Source organism: Brucella sp. RRSP16, from assembly GCF_052246815.1.
GTDB classification, from domain to species: Bacteria; Pseudomonadota; Alphaproteobacteria; order Rhizobiales; family Rhizobiaceae; genus Brucella; species Brucella intermedia.
Genome location: NZ_JBQQAM010000006.1, coordinates 69,663 through 89,611 on the forward strand (window position 1 = coordinate 69,663; position 19,949 = coordinate 89,611).

The following is a 19,949-nucleotide window of genomic DNA, read 5'->3' on the forward strand; positions in this document are numbered from 1 at the left end:
CGCGTGAAACCAACGGTTTTATTCCGTTGTTGCTCTTATGATGAAAAAAATAGCGAACTGCACAGCTTTTGTCACGAAAAATCTTCTATCGCGTCATATTTCTTTCGCAAAATTTCCCCGGAGAGAGTGATATATCTGTAATATATTGAATTTGAATGTGAATCTGGATGCCCGATTTGGCGGAGGCAGTTCTTTCGGCAGGCGATCATGGCTGTGGATGGGGAAATCCGCCGCCGCGAAAGCTTTTCCAGGCGGGTTTCCAACCGATCTATAACCCGGTAAGAAACCGACGAATATGCTTAATTTTTGCCTGATTCTTGAAGCACTCAGGCAGTCCCTCTTGATTGGTGGTTACGATGCGTCTGTCGCGGTATTTTTTACCTATTCTGAAGGAAAACCCCAAGGAGGCGGAAATCGTCTCCCACAGGCTGATGCTGCGTTCGGGCATGATCCGTCAACAGTCGGCCGGCATCTATGCCTGGCTGCCGATCGGCCTGAAGGTGCTCAACAAGGTCTGCGACATCATCCGCGAGGAGCAGAACCGCGCTGGCGCCAATGAAATCCTGATGCCGACCATCCAGTCCGCCGACCTGTGGCGCGAAAGCGGCCGCTACGACGCCTATGGCAAGGAAATGCTGCGCATCCAGGACCGGCAGGAGCGCGATATGCTCTTCGGCCCGACCAATGAGGAAATGGTCACCGACATTTTCCGCTCCTATGTGCGTTCCTACAAGGACCTGCCGCTCAATCTCTATCACATCCAGTGGAAGTTCCGCGACGAAGTGCGCCCGCGTTTCGGCGTCATGCGTTCACGCGAATTTCTGATGAAGGACGCCTATTCGTTCGACCTCGATTATGAGGGCGCGAAAATGGCTTACTACCGCATGTTCGTGTCCTATCTGCGCACTTTCGCCCGCGTCGGCCTGCAGGCGATCCCGATGCGCGCCGATACCGGCCCGATTGGCGGCGACCTTTCCCACGAATTCATCATTCTGGCCGAAACCGGCGAAAGCCAGGTTTTCTGCGACAAGGCTTATCTCGATCTGGCCGTGCCGGGCGCGGACACCGATTTCCGCAACGATGCGCAGCTGACCGACATCGTCCAGCGCTGGACGACGCCTTATGCGGCGACCGACGAAATGCACGACGAGGCCGACTGGGCCAAGGTCAAGCCTGAAGATCAGGTTTCCGCGCGCGGCATCGAAGTCGGCCACATCTTCCATTTCGGCACCAAATATTCCGAACCGATGGGCGCCAAAGTGCAGGGCCCGGACGGCAAGGAACATCTGGTTTCCATGGGTTCCTACGGCATCGGCCCGTCGCGCCTTGTCGCAGCCGCCATCGAGGCCTTCCACGACGATGCAGGCATCATCTGGCCGAAGGCCATCGCGCCGTTCGGCGCTGGCATCGTCAACATGAAGCCGGGCGACGAAGGATGCGACGCCGTGAGCGAGAAGCTCTACGAGGCGCTGACCAATGCAGGCGTCGATCCGCTGCTTGACGACACGGACGACCGTCCGGGCGCAAAGTTCGCCACGATGGACCTGATCGGCCTGCCGACGCAGGTGATCGTCGGACCGCGCGGCGTTGCCGCCGGTGAAGTCGAAATCAAGGATCGCAAGACCGGCGAACGCCAGAACCTGAGCGTCGAAGCTGCGATCAACCTGTTGACGGCAGAAGCATGAGCAACGCGGCGGCAGCAAAATCCGGGGACAAGGCAAAGGTAGCCCAGAAAGCTCCGAAGTCGAGTCCATTCTCGGCCTTTGAGCGGATGATCGCATGGCGATATCTGCGTGCGCGCCGCCGCGAGACTTTTATCTCGGTCATTGCCGGGTTTTCCTTCACCGGCATCATGCTGGGCGTGGCGACGCTCATCATCGTCATGGCGGTGATGAACGGCTTCCGTGCCGAGCTTCTTTCGCGAATCCTCGGCATCAACGGCCATCTCATCATGCAGCCGATTGACCGCCCGCTGGATGATTATGCCGATCTCATCAAGCGGATGGACGGTATTTCCGGCATCAGGTTCGCCATTCCCGTGGTGGAAGGGCAGGCGCTTGTGCAGGGCAATATCGGCGCAGGCAATGGCGCGCTGATCCGGGGCTTGCGTGAAGAAGACCTCGAAAAGCTCAAGCTCGTTTCCGGCAATATCCGCCAGGGCACGCTGCAGGGCTTCGATCAGGCGGGCGGCGTCGCCATCGGCACCCGCATGGCGGAAAATCTCGGCCTTTCCATCGGCGATACGCTGCGCGTGATCTCGCCGGACGGCGATGTGACCCCGTTCGGCGTCAATCCGCGCGTAAAGGCCTATCCGATTGTCGCCATCTTCGAGATCGGCATGTCGGAATATGACTCCTCCATCGTCATGATGCCGCTTTCCGAGGCGCAGCTTTTCTTCAATCAGGAAGGCAAGGTGCAATCGCTTGAAATCTTTGTCGATAATCCCGACAAGGTGGATGCGATGCGCGCCCCGGTGGAAGAGGCGGCGGGACGCCAGCTCTCGCTTGTCGACTGGCGCCAGCGCAACCAGACTTTCTTCTCGGCGCTGGAAGTCGAACGCAATGTCATGTTCATGATCCTGACGCTGATCGTGCTCGTGGCGGCGCTGAACATCATTTCCGGCCTCATCATGCTGGTGAAGGACAAGGGGCATGACATTGCGATCCTGCGCACCATGGGGGCAACCCGCGGCGCGGTGATGCGCATCTTCCTGATGACGGGCGCCGCCATCGGCGTCACCGGCACGGTGGCCGGTGTGGTTCTGGGCGTCGTCGTCTGCCTGAATGTCGAGCGGATCCGCGAGTTCTTCTCGTGGCTCTCCGGCACGACGCTCTTCAATCCGGAACTTTATTTCCTGAGCCAGCTGCCCGCGAAGATGGACCCCGGCGAGACGATTTCCGTCATCGTCATGGCTCTGGTGCTGTCGTTCATCGCCACCATTTTCCCGGCCTGGCGCGCTGCCAAGCTCGATCCGGTCGAAGCATTGAGGTATGAATAATGGCGGCTGAAATCATCATGCGGCTGCAACGCGTCGGCCGCGCCTACAAGGAAGCCGACCGCGAACTGGTGATCCTCAAGGACGCCGATTTCACGCTGCGTCGCGGCGAAATGGTTGCGCTTGTCGCGCCGTCGGGTGCGGGCAAATCGACCTTGCTGCACACGGCTGGCCTTCTGGAACGTCCCGATGAGGGAGAGGTTTTCCTGGACGGACGCTCCTGCAGCAAGCTTTCCGATGACGAGCGCACGGCGGTGCGCCGCAACGACATCGGCTTCGTCTACCAGTTCCATCACCTCCTGCCGGAATTTTCCGCGCTGGAAAACGTGATGATGCCGCAGATGATCCGCGGACTGTCGAAGAAGCAGGCGGCAGAACGTGCGCAGCAGCTTCTTGAATATATGAAGATCGGCAAGCGCGCCTCCCATCGCCCCTCGGAGCTTTCCGGCGGTGAACAGCAGCGTGTCGCCATCGCGCGCGCCGTTGCCAATGCGCCGCTCGTTCTTCTGGCGGACGAACCGACCGGCAACCTCGACCCGACGACCTCTTCCTATGTCTTCGGTGCTCTGGAAGCGCTCGTGCGCCAGTCCGGGCTTGCAGCCCTGATCGCCACCCACAATCACGAACTGGCTGGCCGCATGGATCGCCGCGTGACGCTGAAGGACGGCAAGGTCGTCGACCTTTAAAACGTCCACACTACATAGCACCTCATCCTGAGGAGCCGCCGCAGGCGGCGTCTCGAAGGCCGAGGTGCGGCTCTGCTGCCAGCGCGTTCCTGTCTGACCGGACAGCCGGTGCTCTCCCATCTGTTCTGCTGTGCGTTTGATCGGGCCGGGCCTCTGGCCTGCCTGTATTCCCATACCCCTTAGCGGCCGGGCGGTCATGGAACGGCCTCCACCAGCAGCACCTCATCCTGAGGAGCCGCCGCAGGCGGCGTCTCGAAGGGCGAGGTGCGCACCGCCGTCAGCGCATTCCTGACCGGACAGCCGATGCTCTCTCATCTGTTCTCTTGTGCGTTTGATCGGGCGGGGCGTCTCAGGCCTGCCTATATTCCCATACCCTTGTCCTGATGGCCGGGCGGTCATGGAACCGCCTCCGCCAGCAGCACCTCATCCTGAGGAGCCGCCGCAGGCGGCGTCTCGAAGGGCGAGGTGCGCACCGCCGTCAGCGCATTCCTGACCGGACAGCCGATGCTCGCCCATCTGTTCTGCTGTGCGTTTGATCGGGCCGGGCCTCTTAGGCCTCCCCGTATTCCCATACCCCTTGTCTTGGTGGCCGTGCGGCCATGAAACCGCCTCCACCAGCAGCACCTCATCCTGAGGAGCCGCCGCAGGCGGCGTCTCGAAGGGCGAGGTGCGGCACCGCTGCCAGCGCGTTCCTGACCGGACAGGCCAGTGCTCTCCCATCTGTTCTGCTTGCGTTTGATCGGGCCGAGCCTCTGGGCCTGCCTATATTCCTGTAACCTTGTCCTGGCGGCCGGGCGGCGATGGACCGCCCCGCCAGCACCTCATCCTGAGGAGCCGCCGCAGGCGGCGTCTCGAAGGGCGAGGTGCGGCTCTGCCTGAACAGAGCCCGGCAGCGTCACCCTCACTCTGTTCTCGCAGTTCCCGCCTGCGGTTGTGTATTCACTATTCGTAAACCCTAAAATGAATGCCGTTGCATAACGGTGTTGACTTAGGAACAAAAATAGAACAAAAAATAAACATACGTGAACACAGAGGAGTTTCCAACATGACCGATCTCGTCCACGACGTTCTGTCTTTCATTTCGGTAAGCCTGTTCATTGCAACTTTCGCCATCTGGGTGAGCGCTATTTGAAGGAAATAGCGGGTTCCTGTGAACCCGCGCCACGGGGGCGATAGTCTTACTGGACATCGCCACTTCATTCCCCGAAACTGATGCTTTCAGGCGACAGAGTCGCCAGCCGCGATGAATCACGAATGTGGTTCATGCTTGAAGCAATGTGCTATCAGGCGGCTACTGTATCGGCGCCAGGATCGAAATCGATTTCTGGAAAGTCCGATACACGGATTTGGAGCGCCGGATGTATGTCCATCCGGGTGGCTCGGCAGATGATCGGGGTCGATGTATGAGTGATGCAGCAGCAGCCAATGCAGCAAATGACGGTGCTTTGACGCCACGTTTCGTGCATCTGCGGGTACATTCGGCCTATTCCTTGCTGGAAGGCGCATTGCCGCTCGGCAAGATCATCAAACAGGCGATTGCCGACGAGGCGCCGGCTATCGCAGTCACCGACACCAACAATCTGTTCGGTGCGCTTGAATTTGCGCAGAAGGCATCGAAGGACGGGTTGCAGCCGATTATCGGTTGCCAGATCGATGTTGCCTTTGGCGACCATGCCGACAATGGACGCAGCGCCAATCGCCGGGTTGCGCTGGACCTTGCCCCCATCGTGTTGCTCGCGACGACGGAAGAGGGCTATGCCAATATCGTGCGGCTTGTCAGCCGCGCGTTCCTGGACACTCCGGCGGGTGATCCGGTGCATGTCGAGGCGAGCTGGCTGCCGCCCCTGGCGAAAGATGTCATCGTGCTTTCCGGCGGCGCATTGGGGCCGATCGGCCGCGCCTTTGCCGCCGACCGTCCGGACAGGGCGGAAGCACGGCTTGCTTTCCTGCGGGAAGCTTTCGGCGATAGGCTCTATGTCGAACTGCAGCGTCAGGCGGGCTATGACCGTGCGCTGGAGGCAAAGACCGTGGCGCTTGCCTATGAGATGGACCTGCCTCTGGTGGCCACCAATGAGGCGTTCTTTCTCAAGGCGGAAGACTTCGAGGCCCATGATGCGCTTCTGGCCATCGCGGAAGGGCAGATATTGTCCAACGATGATCGCCGCCGCCTGACGCCGGATCATCATCTGAAAAGCCGTGCGGAAATGGCGGCACTCTTTGCCGATCTGCCGGAAGCGCTCGAAAACACCGTTGAGATTGCCCAGCGCTGCAGCTGGTACACGCAGACGCGCAAGCCGATCCTGCCGCGCTTCACGGGCGAATCGGACGATCCGGAAGCGGCCCTCCAGGCGGAGGCCGACGAGCTGGCGCGGCAGGCGCGCGAGGGCCTGAAGATGCGGCTCGAGACGGCGGGCCTCGCGGAAGGCTATACGGCGGAGCAATATGCCGAGCGTCTCGAATACGAGATCGGCATCATCACCCGCATGAAGTTCCCCGGCTACTTCCTGATCGTTGCCGACTTCATCAAATGGGCGAAGGCCCATGGCATTCCGGTCGGGCCGGGCCGTGGTTCCGGTGCAGGGTCCCTCGTCGCCTATGCGCTGACGATTACCGATGTCGATCCGCTGCGGTTCTCGCTGCTTTTCGAACGCTTCCTCAACCCGGACCGCGTTTCGATGCCCGACTTCGATATCGACTTCTGTCAGGATCGCCGTGAAGAGGTGATCCGCTATGTGCAGGAAAAATACGGGCGCGATCAGGTTGCGCAGATCATCACTTTCGGAACCTTGCAGGCCCGCGCCGTGCTGCGCGATGTGGGGCGCGTTCTGGAAATGCCTTACGGTCAGGTCGACCGTCTGTGCAAGCTGGTGCCGCAGAACCCGGCCAATCCCGTGTCGCTAGCGCAGGCCATCGAAACCGAGCCCAAGATCAACGAAGAGCGCGAGAAGGAGCCGGTCGTCGGGCGGCTTCTCGATATGGCGCTCAAGCTCGAGGGGCTTTATCGCCACGCCTCGACCCACGCCGCCGGTATCGTGATCGGAGACCGACCGCTGTCCGAACTGGTGCCCATGTATCGGGATCCGCGTTCCGACATGCCGGTCACCCAGTTCAACATGAAATGGGTCGAGCAGGCGGGACTGGTCAAATTCGACTTTCTCGGCCTCAAGACGCTGACCGTTCTGGAAACGGCGGTCAAGCTGGTGGCGCGCAAGGGGATCGAGATCGACCTGTCCCATGTGCCGCTCGATGATCCGCTCACCTATGAAATGCTGTCGCGCGGTGAAACGGTCGGCGTGTTCCAGGTTGAAAGTGCCGGCATGCGAAAGGCGCTGCTCGGCATGCGCCCGGACCGGATCGAGGATATCATTGCGCTTGTGGCGCTTTATCGTCCCGGCCCGATGGAGAACATCCCGACCTATAATGCGCGCAAGAACGGCGAGGAGGAGATCGCCTCCATTCACCCGAAGATCGATCACCTGATCAAGGAAACGCAGGGCGTTATCGTCTATCAGGAACAGGTGATGCAGATCGCGCAGGTGCTTTCCGGCTATTCGCTCGGTGAAGCTGACCTTTTGCGCCGCGCCATGGGCAAGAAGATCCGCGAGGAGATGGACAAGCAGCGCGTCCGTTTCGTGGATGGCGCGATCGAAGGCGGTGTCGACAAGGCGCAGGCCAACATGATCTTCGACCTGCTGGCCAAGTTCGCCGACTACGGCTTCAACAAGTCGCACGCCGCTGCCTATGCAATCGTCTCCTACCAGACGGCCTATATGAAGGCGCATTACCCGGTCGAGTTCCTCGCCGCGTCGATGACCTACGATATGTCGAACACCGACAAGCTCAACGATTTCCGCCGCGAGGCCAATCGTCTGGGCATCGAGGTCGTGCCGCCGTCGGTGATGACGTCGTTCCGTCCGTTTGAAGTGGGCGAGAAGCAGATTTTCTATTCGCTTGCCGCCATCAAGGGCGTGGGCGAGGCGGCGGTCGATCATATCGTCGAGGTGCGGGCCGAGAAGCCTTTTGAAAGCCTTGAGGATTTCTGCGAGCGGGTCGATCCGCGCATCGTCAACCGGCGGGTGCTGGAAAGCCTCATCAATGCCGGTGCGATGGATTGCTTCGGTCGCGAGCGTCCGGCCATGAGTGCGGGCATGGATCGCATCATGGGCTTTGCCCAGCGCACGCAGGAAAATGCCGCAAGCGGCCAGTCCGATATCTTCGGCCTGTCCGGCGCGCCCAAGGAAACGCTCATCCTGCCGCAGGCAGCGCCCTGGCTGCCATCGGAAATGCTGCATCGCGAGTTTCAGGCGGTCGGCTTCTATCTGTCGGCCCATCCGCTCGATGAATATCGCGATGTGCTGAACCGGATGCGTGTTCAAAGCTGGGCGGATTTTTCCGCAGCCGTCAAGCGCGGCGCCAATGCCGGACGTCTGGCGGGCACCGTGACAGCCCGTCAGGAGCGCAAGACGCGAACCGGCAACAAGATGGGTATCGTGCAACTGTCCGATGCCAGCGGCCAGTTCGAAGCAGTGCTGTTTTCGGAAGGGCTCGCGCAATATCGCGATCTTCTGGAAAGCGGCAAGTCGGTGGTGATTACTGTTCAGGCGGAAAACCGTCCCGAAGGCATCGGGCTGCGTATCCAGACGGTGCAGTCGCTCGAAGACGAGGCCTGTCGGATGCAGAAGGCGATGCGGCTTTATCTGCGCTCCGCCGATGCGGTCCGTCATATCGCGCCGCATTTCAATACGCGCGGCGACGGGCAGGTGAGCCTCATCGTCATCAAGGACAACGGCCAGCGCGAAGTCGAGATCGAACTGCCGCACCGTTATCGCGTCAGCCCGCAGATCGCGAGCGCCATGAAAGCCATTCACGGTGTCGTGGACGTGGAACTGGTTTGAGGTAATTAAGACAGAGTGGCGGCGAGCTCGTTTTGCGTTCTTTTTGCGCAAAAAACGGTGGTGATGTGTGTATTTCACCACCGATTTTGTGGCGAACGCCCGTCAAAAATGCGGCAAATCTGTGATTTGCCTCAATAGGCGGCTGTGAAACGCTTGCGGATATGCTGGCCGTTTTCAGCTTCATCCAGAATGGCGACCGCCAGATCGGCGACGGAAATCTTGCTTTCGCCCTTGTCGTCGAACACCGGTTCGTCGCCGCCGAGACGGTATTTTCCGGTGCGTTCGCCCGGCTGGAGAATGATCGCCGGCGACACGAATGTCCATTCCAGTTGGTCCTCGCCGCGGAGGTCTTCCAGTGCCTGACGGGCGCCGAGCGCGCCTTCCTTCCACTCGGCAGGAAACTCGGGCGAATCGACCAGCTGCTTGCCATTGATCGAAAGACTGCCTGCGCCACCAATCGCTATAAGGCGCTTGATGCCGGCCTTTTTGGTGGCTTCCGTGATGGAGCGGCTGCCATTGATGTGATTTTCGCGGATATTTTCGTCGCTCCAGCCCGGATTGTAGGCCGAAATCACGATGTCATGCCCCGCAAGCTGGCTTCCAAGCGCATCAGTATCGAATACGTCAGCCTTTAACGCTGTGACATTGGCGAGCTTTTCCACTTTTTCCGGATGGCGAACCAGTGCGGTCACCTGGTGGCCGCGTGCTGCGGCTTCCTTGAGAATTGCGGCGCCCACAAAACCCGTTGCGCCGATCAGTGCGATTCTGGTCATGGCATTTTCCTTTCCGATCTTCTCGTATCGAATGAATTGAGGTATGTTTCGTAATCAGGTTATTTCTGATAACTACATAAGTGATGCTGCCAAGCGTGTGAAGAACGCACTTTTACATGTTCAGGGTACATGGAAGTAACCGCGTCGAAGGCAAGTGTTCAGGGCGGTTTCGACGAAGCCGAAAGGCAGGGATCGATCTAACCAATTGTTTTACCGGGATTTTGCCGCCAACATAGACCATGTGCGTTCGAAAGCGGCGAGGCTCGAAGAATAAAATGCGCGCCGGGCGGTGGACCGCCTGTCCGAGGAGAAGCAGATGACGATATCGACACGGCCTGACGGCAAGACGCCCTTGCTCTCATCCACTCCGGCCTTCAAAACCGATGGGGACGGCGCCTGTCCGATCCGCGAAGTGCTGGATCGGGTGGGCGACACGTGGAGCATTCTCGTCGTCTTCAATCTTCAGGAAGGTTCGATGCGCTTCAATGCCTTGCGGCGATCCATCGAAGGCATTTCGCAGCGCATGTTGACGGTGACGCTGCGGTCGCTGGAGCGGGACGGGCTGGTTTCGCGGCATGTTCGCCCGACATCTCCGCCCGAAGTGGAATATTCACTGACCGAGCTTGGCCATTCTCTGGCCGTGCCGATCGATGTGCTCGGCCAATGGGCAGTCAAGAACCGCGACCTGCTTCGCGATGCACGCGCTCGTTTTGACGAAGGCAACGAATAAAAGGGGAACCGGGCCGACTCGCCGTGCGTTTGTCTTGTCAGACAGGAGAGAAAGCCATGCCCGCTAAATCACAAGCCCAACAGAAGGCAGCCGGAGCTGCCCTTGCTGCCAAACGCGGCGAGATCAAGAAAAGCGAACTCATCGGCGCGTCGAAGGAAATGTATGAATCGATGACCGAAAAGGAACTGGAAGAGTTTGCCGAAACCAAGCGCAAAAGCCTGCCGGAGCACGTAGACGGCGGCAAGAAGCACTGAACAGGACAGGCGAGCGCCGTCTGGCACTCGCCATGTGATCTTTACTTGTCGGCCTTGTTCGGGGCGAGTTCGATTGCTTTCAGCTTGCCGTCGGTGATGCCGCAGCGCAGCGTGATGCTGTCCCACTTCGCGGAAACACCCTTGTTGCGGGCTTCACCGGGAACCGAAATCACCGCCGACACCTTGCGCGGGTCGCTGGAACTGAATTTCGATGATTTATCATCGGTTTGCGCGTCGGAAATATCGTCTTTGGTGAAGCCGAGACGATCATATTTCTTGCTCTTCTTCACATAGTCATAGCCGCTGGCGATACAGTCGGCGATCTGCGGCGCGACCCGCTGATCCTTGACGAGCGTCTGGTAATTTCCTGTAAAATCCTTCGAGCGCTTCGGAACGGCATCGGCATGAGCCGCAGCGCAAAAACCAAGTGTGAAAATTGCGGAAACTACAAGTTTGGTCGATTTCATGCCCATGTCCTTCTGGAGACCCGTCTTTCACTGGCGATCAGGCGGGGTTGAATCGATAATGGAACCGAGATTACAGGCGCAATTCTGATTTTTTTATGAATTTCCAACGCTTACGATAGCTTATTGGCAAATGCGTGCAAGACAGGATTTGCCGTGGCAGCCTTGGTCGAGATGCATGTTGGTGCGGTGCGCGGCGTCGCCATCCGGACCGATCACGGTCATGAAAAGCTTGCAGCTTGCACCGTGCACGGCGCGCCAGAATGCCTTTTCCTTGTCGTTGCCGTTCCAGCCGCTTTCCAGTTGCGTTTTGCTGCCGTCCGCGAATGTGAACGACATGATGTCGAGCGCGTTGGCAAAGGCGTGTTCCGAAACCCGCCCCGACGAGGCTCCGTTTACCTTTCGGCATTGATAGTCCGAGCCGACGCCGATCTCCGTGATTTTTGAATCCGGGCCGTAAACATCCTTCGCGGCTTTCGTCACTTCGCTGCTCCACTGCGCCAGCGTGACGGCCATTGCGCAATTCGTGGTCACTGCATTGGCGAATTTCAACGGCTCGTCCTTGCCGATGGCGGTCAGGGACAGGGGGGAATGAACCCCGCATTGCTCGCCGTCCTTGATCGGAGGCAGGAGCTTGCCCTCGACCTGGCCGGAAATGAGCGCCGGGCAGGACACCTGATAGATTCGTTCTTCGATTTCCGGCTTGGCGTCCTGCTGTTTCTCGTCAGCCTGTTTAGGATTGCCTGCCGGTTCCGCAGGTCTTGCCGGTTTCTCCGGAGATGGAGCGGGGGCCGGGCGGGGCTGTTCCTGTCCGCCCGTATCCGGCTTTTCCTCGGGAAGGGGTGTAGCTTCCGGCTCCGGTTTCTTGTTTGCCGTTTCCTTCGGTCGCGGGATGGGAACGGGTATGGCGAAGCCGGGCGCCGGTTTTGCTTCGGCCTTCGGTGCGGAGCTCGCTTGTCTTGCCGTCTGTTGCTTTGCGGTCGGTTTTCTCTGGGTATGTCTTGCTGCCGGACGTTTGCGATGCTGCCTTGCCTTCTGGGCGTCCTGTTTGAGGATGCGTTCGATGAAAGTTTGCGCCTGCGCCTCGCCGGAAAGAAGGCCGGACAAGGACGGCATTGCAACGAGGCCAAGCGCGATCAGCACGGTGAGTGCACCCTTGCCGGACGGAGGAAAAGACAAAGCCATTGACGCCTCATGAGTAGCAGTTCCGTCAGGGCTAATGACGAAACAGGGAATGGCGTTCCTTCACGCTTGATGGCAGAGCGTAGCAATGGTAGGAAACGCATGCCGAAGACCGGTTTTTCCGGCTTTTTCGGCCCTCCGCGCTTGACAAGATAACAGCTGGATGACTAAAAGCCGCCATCGCTGGCGCGTCATCGCGCTGGCGTTTCATTTGACGTGTCCCGTGGATGAAGATTGCGCTCGCGCGCTTCATCCTGTCAGTCCCCGAAAACGGAGGGCAGAGGAGGGCGCGTTTCCTCCAGCGCTTTCGGGCGCTATAACCTTTGAAGGAAATGCGATGAGCAAGCGCGAATCCGCTAAGTACAAAATTGATCGCCGTCTTGGCGAAAACATCTGGGGCCGTCCGAAGTCCCCGGTAAACCGTCGTGAATATGGCCCGGGCCAGCACGGCCAGCGCCGCAAGGGCAAGCTGTCGGACTTCGGTGTGCAGCTGCGCGCCAAGCAGAAGCTCAAGGGCTTCTACGGCGACATCTCCGAAAAGCAGTTCCGCAAGACCTACGAAGAAGCCGCTCGCCGCAAGGGCGACACCGGTGAAAACCTGATCGGTCTGCTGGAATCGCGCCTCGACGCAGTCGTGTACCGCGCCAAGTTCGTTCCCACGATCTTCGCTGCCCGCCAGTTCATCAACCACGGCCACGTGAATGTGAACGGTCGCCGCGTCAACATCCAGTCCTACCGCCTGAAGGCCGGTGACGTTGTTGAAGTTCGCGAAAAGTCGAAGCAGCTGGTTATCGTTCTGGAAGCTGTTCAGCTCGCAGAACGTGATGTTCCGGACTACATCGAAGTCGACCACAACAAGCTGGTTGCGACCTACTCCCGCGTTCCGACCCTGACGGATGTGCCTTACGCCGTTCAGATGGAACCGAACCTGGTCGTCGAATTCTATTCGCGTTAATCCCATGCGCGCTCTGGCGCGCTGGATATTTGCCGAAATCGAAAAGCCGCGCTGTACATCAGCGCGGCTTTTTCTTTAAGCATTTCCAGCAAAATTGCGAAGCGGTTTTGCGCAGGACAATGCGTAGTTTAAAAGAGCATTTCCAGCGAAACTGCGTAGCGGTTTTGCGTCTTTCGCAAACAATTATGGTTTCCCGGTTTTCCCCGCGCCCGCTTTTCGGTATGAAGCCTGCAACATCCTCAATTTTCGGGAAGCACCATGAACGCTTTCGATCCAGATATTGCAGAAGATGCGGGCAGCGACGGCTGTCACCCGCTGTTCCGCGATGTGCCGTCCACGGTTGAATTCAACAAGCTGCGCAAACGCCTGTTGCGCCTGACGCGGCAGGCCATCGAGGATTTCTCGATGGTCAAACCCGGCGAACGCTGGATGGTTTGCCTTTCGGGCGGCAAGGACTCTTATGGGCTTCTGGCGCTGCTGCTGGATCTCAAATGGCGCGGCCTGCTGCCGGTCGAACTGCTGGCGGTCAATCTGGATCAGGGCCAGCCGAATTTTCCCAAGCACATTCTGCCGGATTTCCTGAACCGTTACGAAATCGAGCATCGCATCGAATATCAGGACACCTATTCGATCGTCACCGACAAGCTGCCGGAAACGAGCACCTATTGCTCGCTTTGCTCGCGCCTGCGCCGCGGCAACCTCTATCGGGTCGCGCGTGAGGAGGGCTGCTCGGCGGTGGTGCTGGGCCACCACAGGGAAGACATTCTCGAAACCTTCTTCATGAACCTGTTCCATGGCGGACGCCTTGCGGCAATGCCGCCGAAACTCGTCAATGACGAGGGCGACCTGATGGTGTTCCGTCCGCTGGCCTATGCGGCGGAGGACGATCTGGAGAAATTCGCGACCGCGATGCAGTTCCCGATCATTCCGTGCGACCTGTGCGGCAGCCAGGAAGGGCTGCAACGCAATGCGATGAAAGCCATGCTGACCGACATCGAGAAGCGCATGCCGGGCCGCAAGGACACGATGATCCGCGCCATGACGAATGTTCGTCCAAGCCATCTGCTGGATCGCAAGCTGTTCGATTTCGCAGGACTGACGCTGAACGATGCAGGAGAGGGCGATCATGCGCTTTGATGAAGGACAGATGGACTGGCTGGCCGATTTGCTGGCCGATGCGGCGCGTGAGGAGATCATGCCGCGATTCCGCAGGCTGGATGCGGGCGATATCAAGCAGAAGACTTCTGCTGCCGATCTGGTCACGGAAGCCGATGTGAATGTGGAGCGCTATATCACAGCCAGGCTAAAGGAGCGGTTTGCCGACGCGGTGATCGTGGGCGAGGAAGCCTGCTCGGACAATCCGGCCTTGCTGGATGGTCTGAACGACGCGGAACTTGCATTCACAATCGATCCCGTCGACGGCACCTTCAACTTCGCATCAGGCGTTCCCCTCTTTGGCGTGATGCTGGCGGTGGTGTCGAAGGGGGAAACGGTCGCCGGTATCATTCACGATCCCGTCGGCAATGACTGGATCATGGCGTCCAGGGGCGGCGGGAGCCATGTTCGCCATGCCAACGGCGATCTAAGCCGGGTAAGCGTTGCGAAGCCTGCTCCCATCGACCAGATGACCGGCTCGATTTCGTGGCAATATACAGCCGAGCCGATACGGTCGCGGCTGGCGCGCAATCATACGAAATTCCTGTCGCAGATCGGCTATCGCTGTGCGGCGCACGAATATCGGATTATCGCGACCGGCGGGGCGCATTTCGCCGTCTACAATAAGCTTATGCCTTGGGACCATCTTCCCGGAGCGCTGATCCATCAGGAAGCGGGCGGTTACATCGCGCGCTGGGACGGCAGCGCGTACCTGCCGTCTCACACCGGCGGCGGGCTTATCATTGCGCCGAGCAAGGAGAGCTGGCAGTCCATTCAGGCCGCGCTCTGGGCAGAGTAGCCGGCCTGCTTGTGTTTTTGGCATGTGAATATTATATTGGCGGAGTGGGTTGGAAGCGCGAACTCCCAACCCGTTTCGCTTACGTAAAGAGTTGGACCCGCACGTAGCATTGCCAGCCCGTGCGGGTTTTCTTTATCGGCGGCGTGATACTCACAGGTATGAAACCCATTGGTGTCATTCCGGCGCGAGAGCAAAGCCCTTGCCAAAGTCGGGGTGGCTTATTCTCCCCGATGCGCCTGCTGGCTGACGCGTTGTGCTTTTGCCCCCGAAACCACCAATTGATAGCACGTGCATGGCATGAGAAAAGCCCGCTAACTGTGAGCGGGCTTTGATTGTTTATCAGTGATATGCGATCAGATCACGTGTTCGGCGGGCGGGTTTTGTACCCTGAACAATCGCCCGCGTTCAGCGATCAGAACGCAGCCAAGCGCCACAAATCCGAGCACGCAATAGCCGGTTGCAACCGGCGTCGTGGTGCCGTCGAAGGCCTGACCGATAACCGCGCCCAATGCCGCACCGATCACCGTTTGCGCAAAGCCCAGAACGGAGGAGGCCGTGCCTGCGACTTCGCCGAGCGGCTCCATCGCCAGCGCGTTGAAGTTGGCGGTCACGAGGCTGAACGAGAACATGATGGTCATGTAGATCGCCATCAGGAGCGGGAAGGGCACAGGTCCTTCCATCGTGACCGAAAGGACCATCCACAACAGGCTGAAGCCGGTGAAGACCAGCAGCATCGACTGCGAAATGCGGCGCATGCCGAAGCGGCCGACAAGGCGCGAATTCATGAACGAGGCGAGTGCCAGCGTCATGGCAACGGCAGCGAAAGCCAGCGGAAACAGCGCGCCAAGCTCATAAATGCCGACGAAAATCTGCTGGGCCGAGTTGATATAGCCGAACAGCGCGCCCAGGATGAACGAGGTGCCGAGCATATAGAACAGGGCGACGCGGTTCGACAGAACGATCCCGAAGCCGCCGATGACGCTCCTGACCGTCAGCGGACGCCGGTTGGATGCGGGAAGGGTCTCGGGCAGGCGAAAGAAGGCCCACATGCCGACGATAAGCGCCATCAGCGCCATCGACAGGAAGATCAGGTGCCATTCGCCGAGCAGCATGATGAGCTGGCCTGTTGCAGGCGCGACGACGGGCAGGATCATGAAAACCATCATGACGAGCGACATGACTTCCGCCATCTGGCGGCCGGCAAACTTGTCGCGGACCACCGAGACGGCGATCACGCGCGTACCGGCTGCTCCAAGTCCCTGAAGCACGCGCAGCACGATCAGCGTCGTGAAGTCGGTGACGACAGCCGACGCCAACGCGGCGAGAATGTAGATGACAAGCCCGCCGAACAGCGGCAGCCTGCGGCCGAAGCGGTCGCTCAACGGTCCGTAGAACAGCTGCGAAACGCCGAAGCCGAGCAGATAGGCGGTAATGACGAACTGGACGTGGTTTTCCGACTGCACGCCGAGGCTTGCGCCAATCTGCGGCAGGCCGGGCAGCATGATGTCGACCGCCAGCGCATTGATGGCCATGATGGCTGCGATGAGCGCGATGAATTCGCCGCGTCCGCGCATGGAGGTTTTCTGGTCCGGCGAACCGTTCTTGATGTCGAGCGGCATGACTGGCATTCCCTGGCAAAGTAGCGCATCGCGTCGGGGGACACGATACGAAAGACAAAATTTAGAAAGCAGAAGCAGACAGACGGAAATCCGTCGTTGAACATCTAGCAAAACGCAAAAGGCGCCGTGGAACGGCGCCTTCGGAAAAGGTGAGGCTGAAGCCGTACAACCGGCAATTAATCCTCAAGCCGCCTTGGTGGCAATACCTTTATCGGTAAAAAGTGCCTGCAATTCGTTCGATTGGAACATTTCACGCACGATATCGCAGCCGCCGACGAATTCGCCCTTCACATAAAGCTGAGGGATGGTTGGCCAGCTCGAATATTCCTTGATGCCCTGACGCAGTTCGTCCGAGGACAGAACGTTGACGCCCTTGTACTCAACACCGAGATAGTCGAGGATCTGGACGACCTGACCGGAGAAACCGCACTGCGGGAAACCCGGCGTGCCCTTCATGAAAAGCACGACGTCGTTGGTCTTCACTTCATTGTTGATGAAATCGTTGATGCCGGTCATTTGCGGTCCTTTCCAAGCATAACCCCGAAAAGTTGCCTGACTTTCCGGACAGGATTATGCGCTAAACAAATACGCCGAGGCAAATTCCGGCGTAACTGGGGAGGTCTTCCCGAATATAGTCGCTTTGAATGCTGGTAACCACCCGGTTCGGGCGAAAGCAAGTCAAATGCGCGAGAATTCCGTCTCCGGGGGAGCTGCATCTTGCCGCAGCAGGGCTTACTCCCCCGAAACGGCCGTCCGTTATTCCGGTACGCTTGTCTGCAAGGCGAGTGCGTGCAGCACGCCGCCCATATTGCCCTTCAGCGCGTCATAGACCATCTGGTGCTGCTGCACGCGGGACTTGCCGCGGAAACTCTCCGCGACGACCTCGGCGGCATAATGGTCTCCGTCTCCGGCAAGGTCGCGGATCGTCACCTTTGCGTCGGGAATCCCCTCGCGTATCAGTTTTTCGATCTCATGTGCGTCCATAGCCATGCAAAATCTCCTGCCGTTTCCGGCCTTTTCTTATCGTTCGGTCGAATCGTAACGCACCATCGTGGAACGTCAACAACCATCTGTCTAACGCTTAAATCAAAGACAAGCAAACCGCCCGGACAGGCTTTCCATCCGGGCGGCAAAAGGTATCGACGATGCGGACCGAGGTCAGTTATCGGTTACGGGCTCGCCGCTCATGAAGGCCGGGAACCAGCCTTCAAAAGCATCGGTTAGATCGACAACGCTGACATCGACCAGATCGCCGATCTTCAGGCGGTCGCCGCCGACGGTGCCAAGCACGCGGAACGGAACGCCAGCGCCTTCGGCATTGAGGGCGATGAGCTTTGCCATTTCAGCCGTGGCCGCGACGACATAACGCGCCTGATCTTCACCGAAAAGTGCGGCATGAGGCAGGCCGTCACCGGCATCGATCACGGCGCCCTTGCCGGACTTGATTGCCATTTCCGCAACGGCAATCGCCAGGCCGCCATCGGAAAGATCGTGACAGGCCGTGACTTGACCGTTGCGGATGGCCGAGCGGATAAATTCGCCATTGCGCTTTTCAAGCGCAAGATCGACCGTCGGGGCAGGACCATCGGCGCGGTCGAACAGATCGCGCAGATAAACCGACTGGCGAGATGGGTGCCGTCGCCGCCAAGCAGCACCAGCGTGTCCCCGTCCTGCATGCCGCCGATCTTCGCCATTTGCGACCAATCCGGGATGAGCCCCACACCAGCAATGGTCGGCGTCGGCAGAATGGCCTGACCGTTGGTCTCGTTGTAGAGCGAGACATTGCCGGAAACGATCGGGAAATCCAGCGCGCGGCAGGCTTCGCCGATGCCTTCGATGGCCTTGACGAGCTGGCCCATGATTTCCGGCTTTTCCGGGTTGCCGAAGTTCAGATTGTCGGTCGATGCCAGCGGCTCGGCACCGGTCGCGGTGATGTTGCGCCAGCATTCGGCAACCGCCTGCTTGCCGCCTTCAAACGGATCGGCTTCGCAATAACGCGGCGTCACGTCGGAAGAGAAGGCGAGAGCCTTGGTGTCGTGGCCTTCCACGCGGATCACGCCCGCGTCGCCGCCCGGAACCTGCAGCGAGTTGCCCTGAATGAGTGTGTCGTACTGTTCGTAGACCCAGCGACGCGACGAGAGGTCGGGCGAGCCGATGAGCTTGAGAAGGGCCACGGAATAATCTTCCACCTGCGGCACATTGCTGGCAGGAAGCGGCGCATGCTTGCCGGGTTCCATCCACGGACGATCATATTCCGGCGCTTCGTCGCCAAGATCCTTGATCGGCAGGTTGGCGACTTCCTCGCCCTGATGGATGACGCGGAAACGCAGATCGTCGGTCGTCTTGCCGACGATGGCGAAATCGAGGCCCCATTTGCGGAAAATGGCCTGCGCTTCGGCTTCCTTTTCCGGCTTCAAAACCATGAGCATGCGCTCCTGGCTTTCCGAAAGCATCATTTCATAGGCCGTCATGTTCTCTTCACGGACAGGAACATGATCGAGGATGAGTTCGATGCCGAGGTCGCCCTTGGCGCCCATTTCGACGGCGGAGCAGGTGAGGCCCGCCGCGCCCATGTCCTGGATCGCGATCACTGCGCCCGAAGCCATCAGTTCAAGGCAGGCTTCAAGCAGGCATTTTTCGGTGAAGGGATCGCCAACCTGAACTGTCGGGCGTTTTTCCTCGATCGACTCGTCGAATTCAGCCGATGCCATCGTCGCGCCGCCGACGCCGTCGCGGCCCGTCTTCGCGCCGAGATAAACGACCGGCAGGCCGACGCCTTCCGCCTTGGAATAGAAAATGCCATCGGTTCTGGCGAGACCCGCCGCGAAAGCATTGACGAGGATATTGCCGTTATAGCGCTTGTCGAAATTCACTTCGCCGCCGACAGTCGGCACGCCGAAGGAATTGCCATAGCCGCCGACGCCGGAAACGACGCCCGAAACGAGGTGAGGGGTCTTTGGATGGTCCGGTTCGCCGAAACGCAGCGCATTCATCGCCGCAACAGGACGCGCACCCATGGTGAAGACATCGCGCAAGATGCCGCCGACACCGGTCGCCGCACCCTGATAGGGTTCAATATAGGAGGGGTGATTGTGGCTTTCCATCTTGAAGACGATGCAATCGCCATCGCCAATATCCACGACGCCCGCATTTTCGCCCGGACCCTGAATGACGCGCGGTCCACTGGTCGGCAGCGTGCGCAGCCATTTCTTGGACGACTTGTAGGAGCAATGCTCGTTCCACATGGCCGAGAAAATCCCCAACTCTGTGAAGGTGGGCTCGCGTCCGATCAGACCGAGAATGCGCTGATACTCGTCCGGCTTAAGACCATGCGCTTCGATCAATTCCGGCGTGATGTCTCGCGTATTGGAAATAGTCATGGAAATGGGGAACCCCGTCGCAGGCTGCGGTACCCGAAAACCTTCTGCCGAAGGCTGGATAC

Annotated in this window: 15 protein-coding genes and 1 pseudogene; 9 read left to right on the plus strand and 7 right to left on the minus strand. The window is 59.2% G+C overall.

Features of this window, described 5'->3' with window-relative positions:
* Nucleotides 1–356 precede the first annotated feature (356 nt).
* The 4 genes from proS to dnaE all read left to right on the plus strand — a co-directional run bounded on the left by proS (nt 357) and on the right by dnaE (nt 8,576).
* The gene (gene proS / locus ACS5UA_RS11050) at nt 357–1,685 is read left to right on the plus strand and encodes a proline--tRNA ligase (RefSeq protein WP_006471801.1); all 1,329 of its coding nucleotides are present in this window, start codon (nt 357–359) and stop codon (nt 1,683–1,685) included.
* Nucleotides 1,682–2,998, plus strand: a complete 1,317-nt coding sequence (locus tag ACS5UA_RS11055; RefSeq protein WP_443101311.1) for a lipoprotein-releasing ABC transporter permease subunit — start codon at nt 1,682–1,684, stop codon at nt 2,996–2,998. Before proS ends, ACS5UA_RS11055 begins: the two co-directional genes overlap by 4 nt.
* Entirely contained in the window at nt 2,998–3,681 is a 684-nt protein-coding gene (locus ACS5UA_RS11060; RefSeq protein ID WP_006466608.1) for an ABC transporter ATP-binding protein, read from the plus strand. The genes ACS5UA_RS11055 and ACS5UA_RS11060 overlap by 1 nt, the downstream gene beginning before the upstream one ends.
* Nucleotides 3,682–5,084: 1,403 nt before the next feature.
* Entirely contained in the window at nt 5,085–8,576 is a 3,492-nt protein-coding gene (gene dnaE / locus ACS5UA_RS11065) for a DNA polymerase III subunit alpha (RefSeq protein WP_021585013.1), read from the plus strand.
* 131 nt (nt 8,577–8,707) lie between these two features.
* Here dnaE and ACS5UA_RS11070 read toward each other — a convergent pair whose 3' ends face one another.
* Nucleotides 8,708–9,349, minus strand: coding sequence for an NAD(P)-dependent oxidoreductase (locus ACS5UA_RS11070; RefSeq protein WP_021585014.1), 642 nt, complete (start codon nt 9,347–9,349; stop codon nt 8,708–8,710).
* 316 nt (nt 9,350–9,665) lie between these two features.
* Here ACS5UA_RS11070 and ACS5UA_RS11075 point away from each other — a divergent pair, with 316 nt between their 5' ends.
* Nucleotides 9,666–10,079, plus strand: coding sequence for a winged helix-turn-helix transcriptional regulator (locus tag ACS5UA_RS11075; RefSeq protein WP_021585015.1), 414 nt, complete (start codon nt 9,666–9,668; stop codon nt 10,077–10,079).
* 56 nt (nt 10,080–10,135) lie between these two features.
* The gene (locus ACS5UA_RS11080; RefSeq protein ID WP_021585016.1) at nt 10,136–10,333 is read left to right on the plus strand and encodes a DUF3008 family protein; all 198 of its coding nucleotides are present in this window, start codon (nt 10,136–10,138) and stop codon (nt 10,331–10,333) included.
* Nucleotides 10,334–10,374: 41 nt separating this feature from the next.
* Here the strand turns inward: ACS5UA_RS11080 and bspC are convergent, their stop codons facing one another.
* Together bspC and ACS5UA_RS11090 are read right to left on the minus strand one after the other, a co-directional pair.
* The gene (bspC, locus tag ACS5UA_RS11085; RefSeq protein WP_025091399.1) at nt 10,375–10,800 is read right to left on the minus strand and encodes a type IV secretion system effector BspC; all 426 of its coding nucleotides are present in this window, start codon (nt 10,798–10,800) and stop codon (nt 10,375–10,377) included.
* Between the two features lie 120 nt (nt 10,801–10,920).
* Complete coding sequence (locus ACS5UA_RS11090) at nt 10,921–11,982, minus strand: extensin-like domain-containing protein (RefSeq protein WP_021585017.1); 1,062 nt, start codon at nt 11,980–11,982, stop codon at nt 10,921–10,923.
* Nucleotides 11,983–12,316: 334 nt separating this feature from the next.
* On the opposite strand from ACS5UA_RS11090, the gene rpsD reads away from it, so the two are divergent.
* From rpsD to ACS5UA_RS11105, 3 genes are all read left to right on the plus strand, one after another.
* Nucleotides 12,317–12,934: a 30S ribosomal protein S4 gene (rpsD, locus tag ACS5UA_RS11095; RefSeq protein ID WP_031345968.1), complete on the plus strand. Its 618-nt coding sequence runs from the start codon at nt 12,317–12,319 to the stop codon at nt 12,932–12,934.
* 258 nt (nt 12,935–13,192) lie between these two features.
* A complete protein-coding gene (ttcA, locus tag ACS5UA_RS11100; protein WP_021585020.1) occupies nt 13,193–14,071 on the plus strand; it encodes a tRNA 2-thiocytidine(32) synthetase TtcA in 879 nt (292 codons plus the stop codon).
* On the plus strand, nt 14,061–14,888 hold the full coding sequence (locus ACS5UA_RS11105) for an inositol monophosphatase family protein (RefSeq protein WP_443101312.1): 828 nt from the start codon (nt 14,061–14,063) through the stop codon (nt 14,886–14,888). Before ttcA ends, ACS5UA_RS11105 begins: the two co-directional genes overlap by 11 nt.
* 353 nt (nt 14,889–15,241) lie before the next feature.
* Here the strand turns inward: ACS5UA_RS11105 and ACS5UA_RS11110 are convergent, their stop codons facing one another.
* The 4 genes and pseudogenes from ACS5UA_RS11110 to purL all read right to left on the minus strand — a co-directional run bounded on the left by ACS5UA_RS11110 (nt 15,242) and on the right by purL (nt 19,887).
* Nucleotides 15,242–16,507 carry a multidrug effflux MFS transporter gene (locus ACS5UA_RS11110; RefSeq protein ID WP_006471791.1) on the minus strand — a complete coding sequence of 422 codons (1,266 nt, stop codon included), beginning with the start codon at nt 16,505–16,507 and terminating at the stop codon, nt 15,242–15,244.
* Nucleotides 16,508–16,690: 183 nt separating this feature from the next.
* Nucleotides 16,691–17,023 (minus strand): Grx4 family monothiol glutaredoxin, encoded by a 333-nt coding sequence (grxD, locus tag ACS5UA_RS11115; RefSeq protein ID WP_006466619.1) that lies wholly within the window; start codon nt 17,021–17,023, stop codon nt 16,691–16,693.
* A gap of 240 nt (nt 17,024–17,263) precedes the next feature.
* Complete coding sequence (locus ACS5UA_RS11120) at nt 17,264–17,497, minus strand: BolA/IbaG family iron-sulfur metabolism protein (protein ID WP_006466620.1); 234 nt, start codon at nt 17,495–17,497, stop codon at nt 17,264–17,266.
* A gap of 168 nt (nt 17,498–17,665) precedes the next feature.
* Nucleotides 17,666–19,887, minus strand: a pseudogene (gene purL, locus ACS5UA_RS11125) (phosphoribosylformylglycinamidine synthase subunit PurL).
* Nucleotides 19,888–19,949 lie beyond the last annotated feature (62 nt).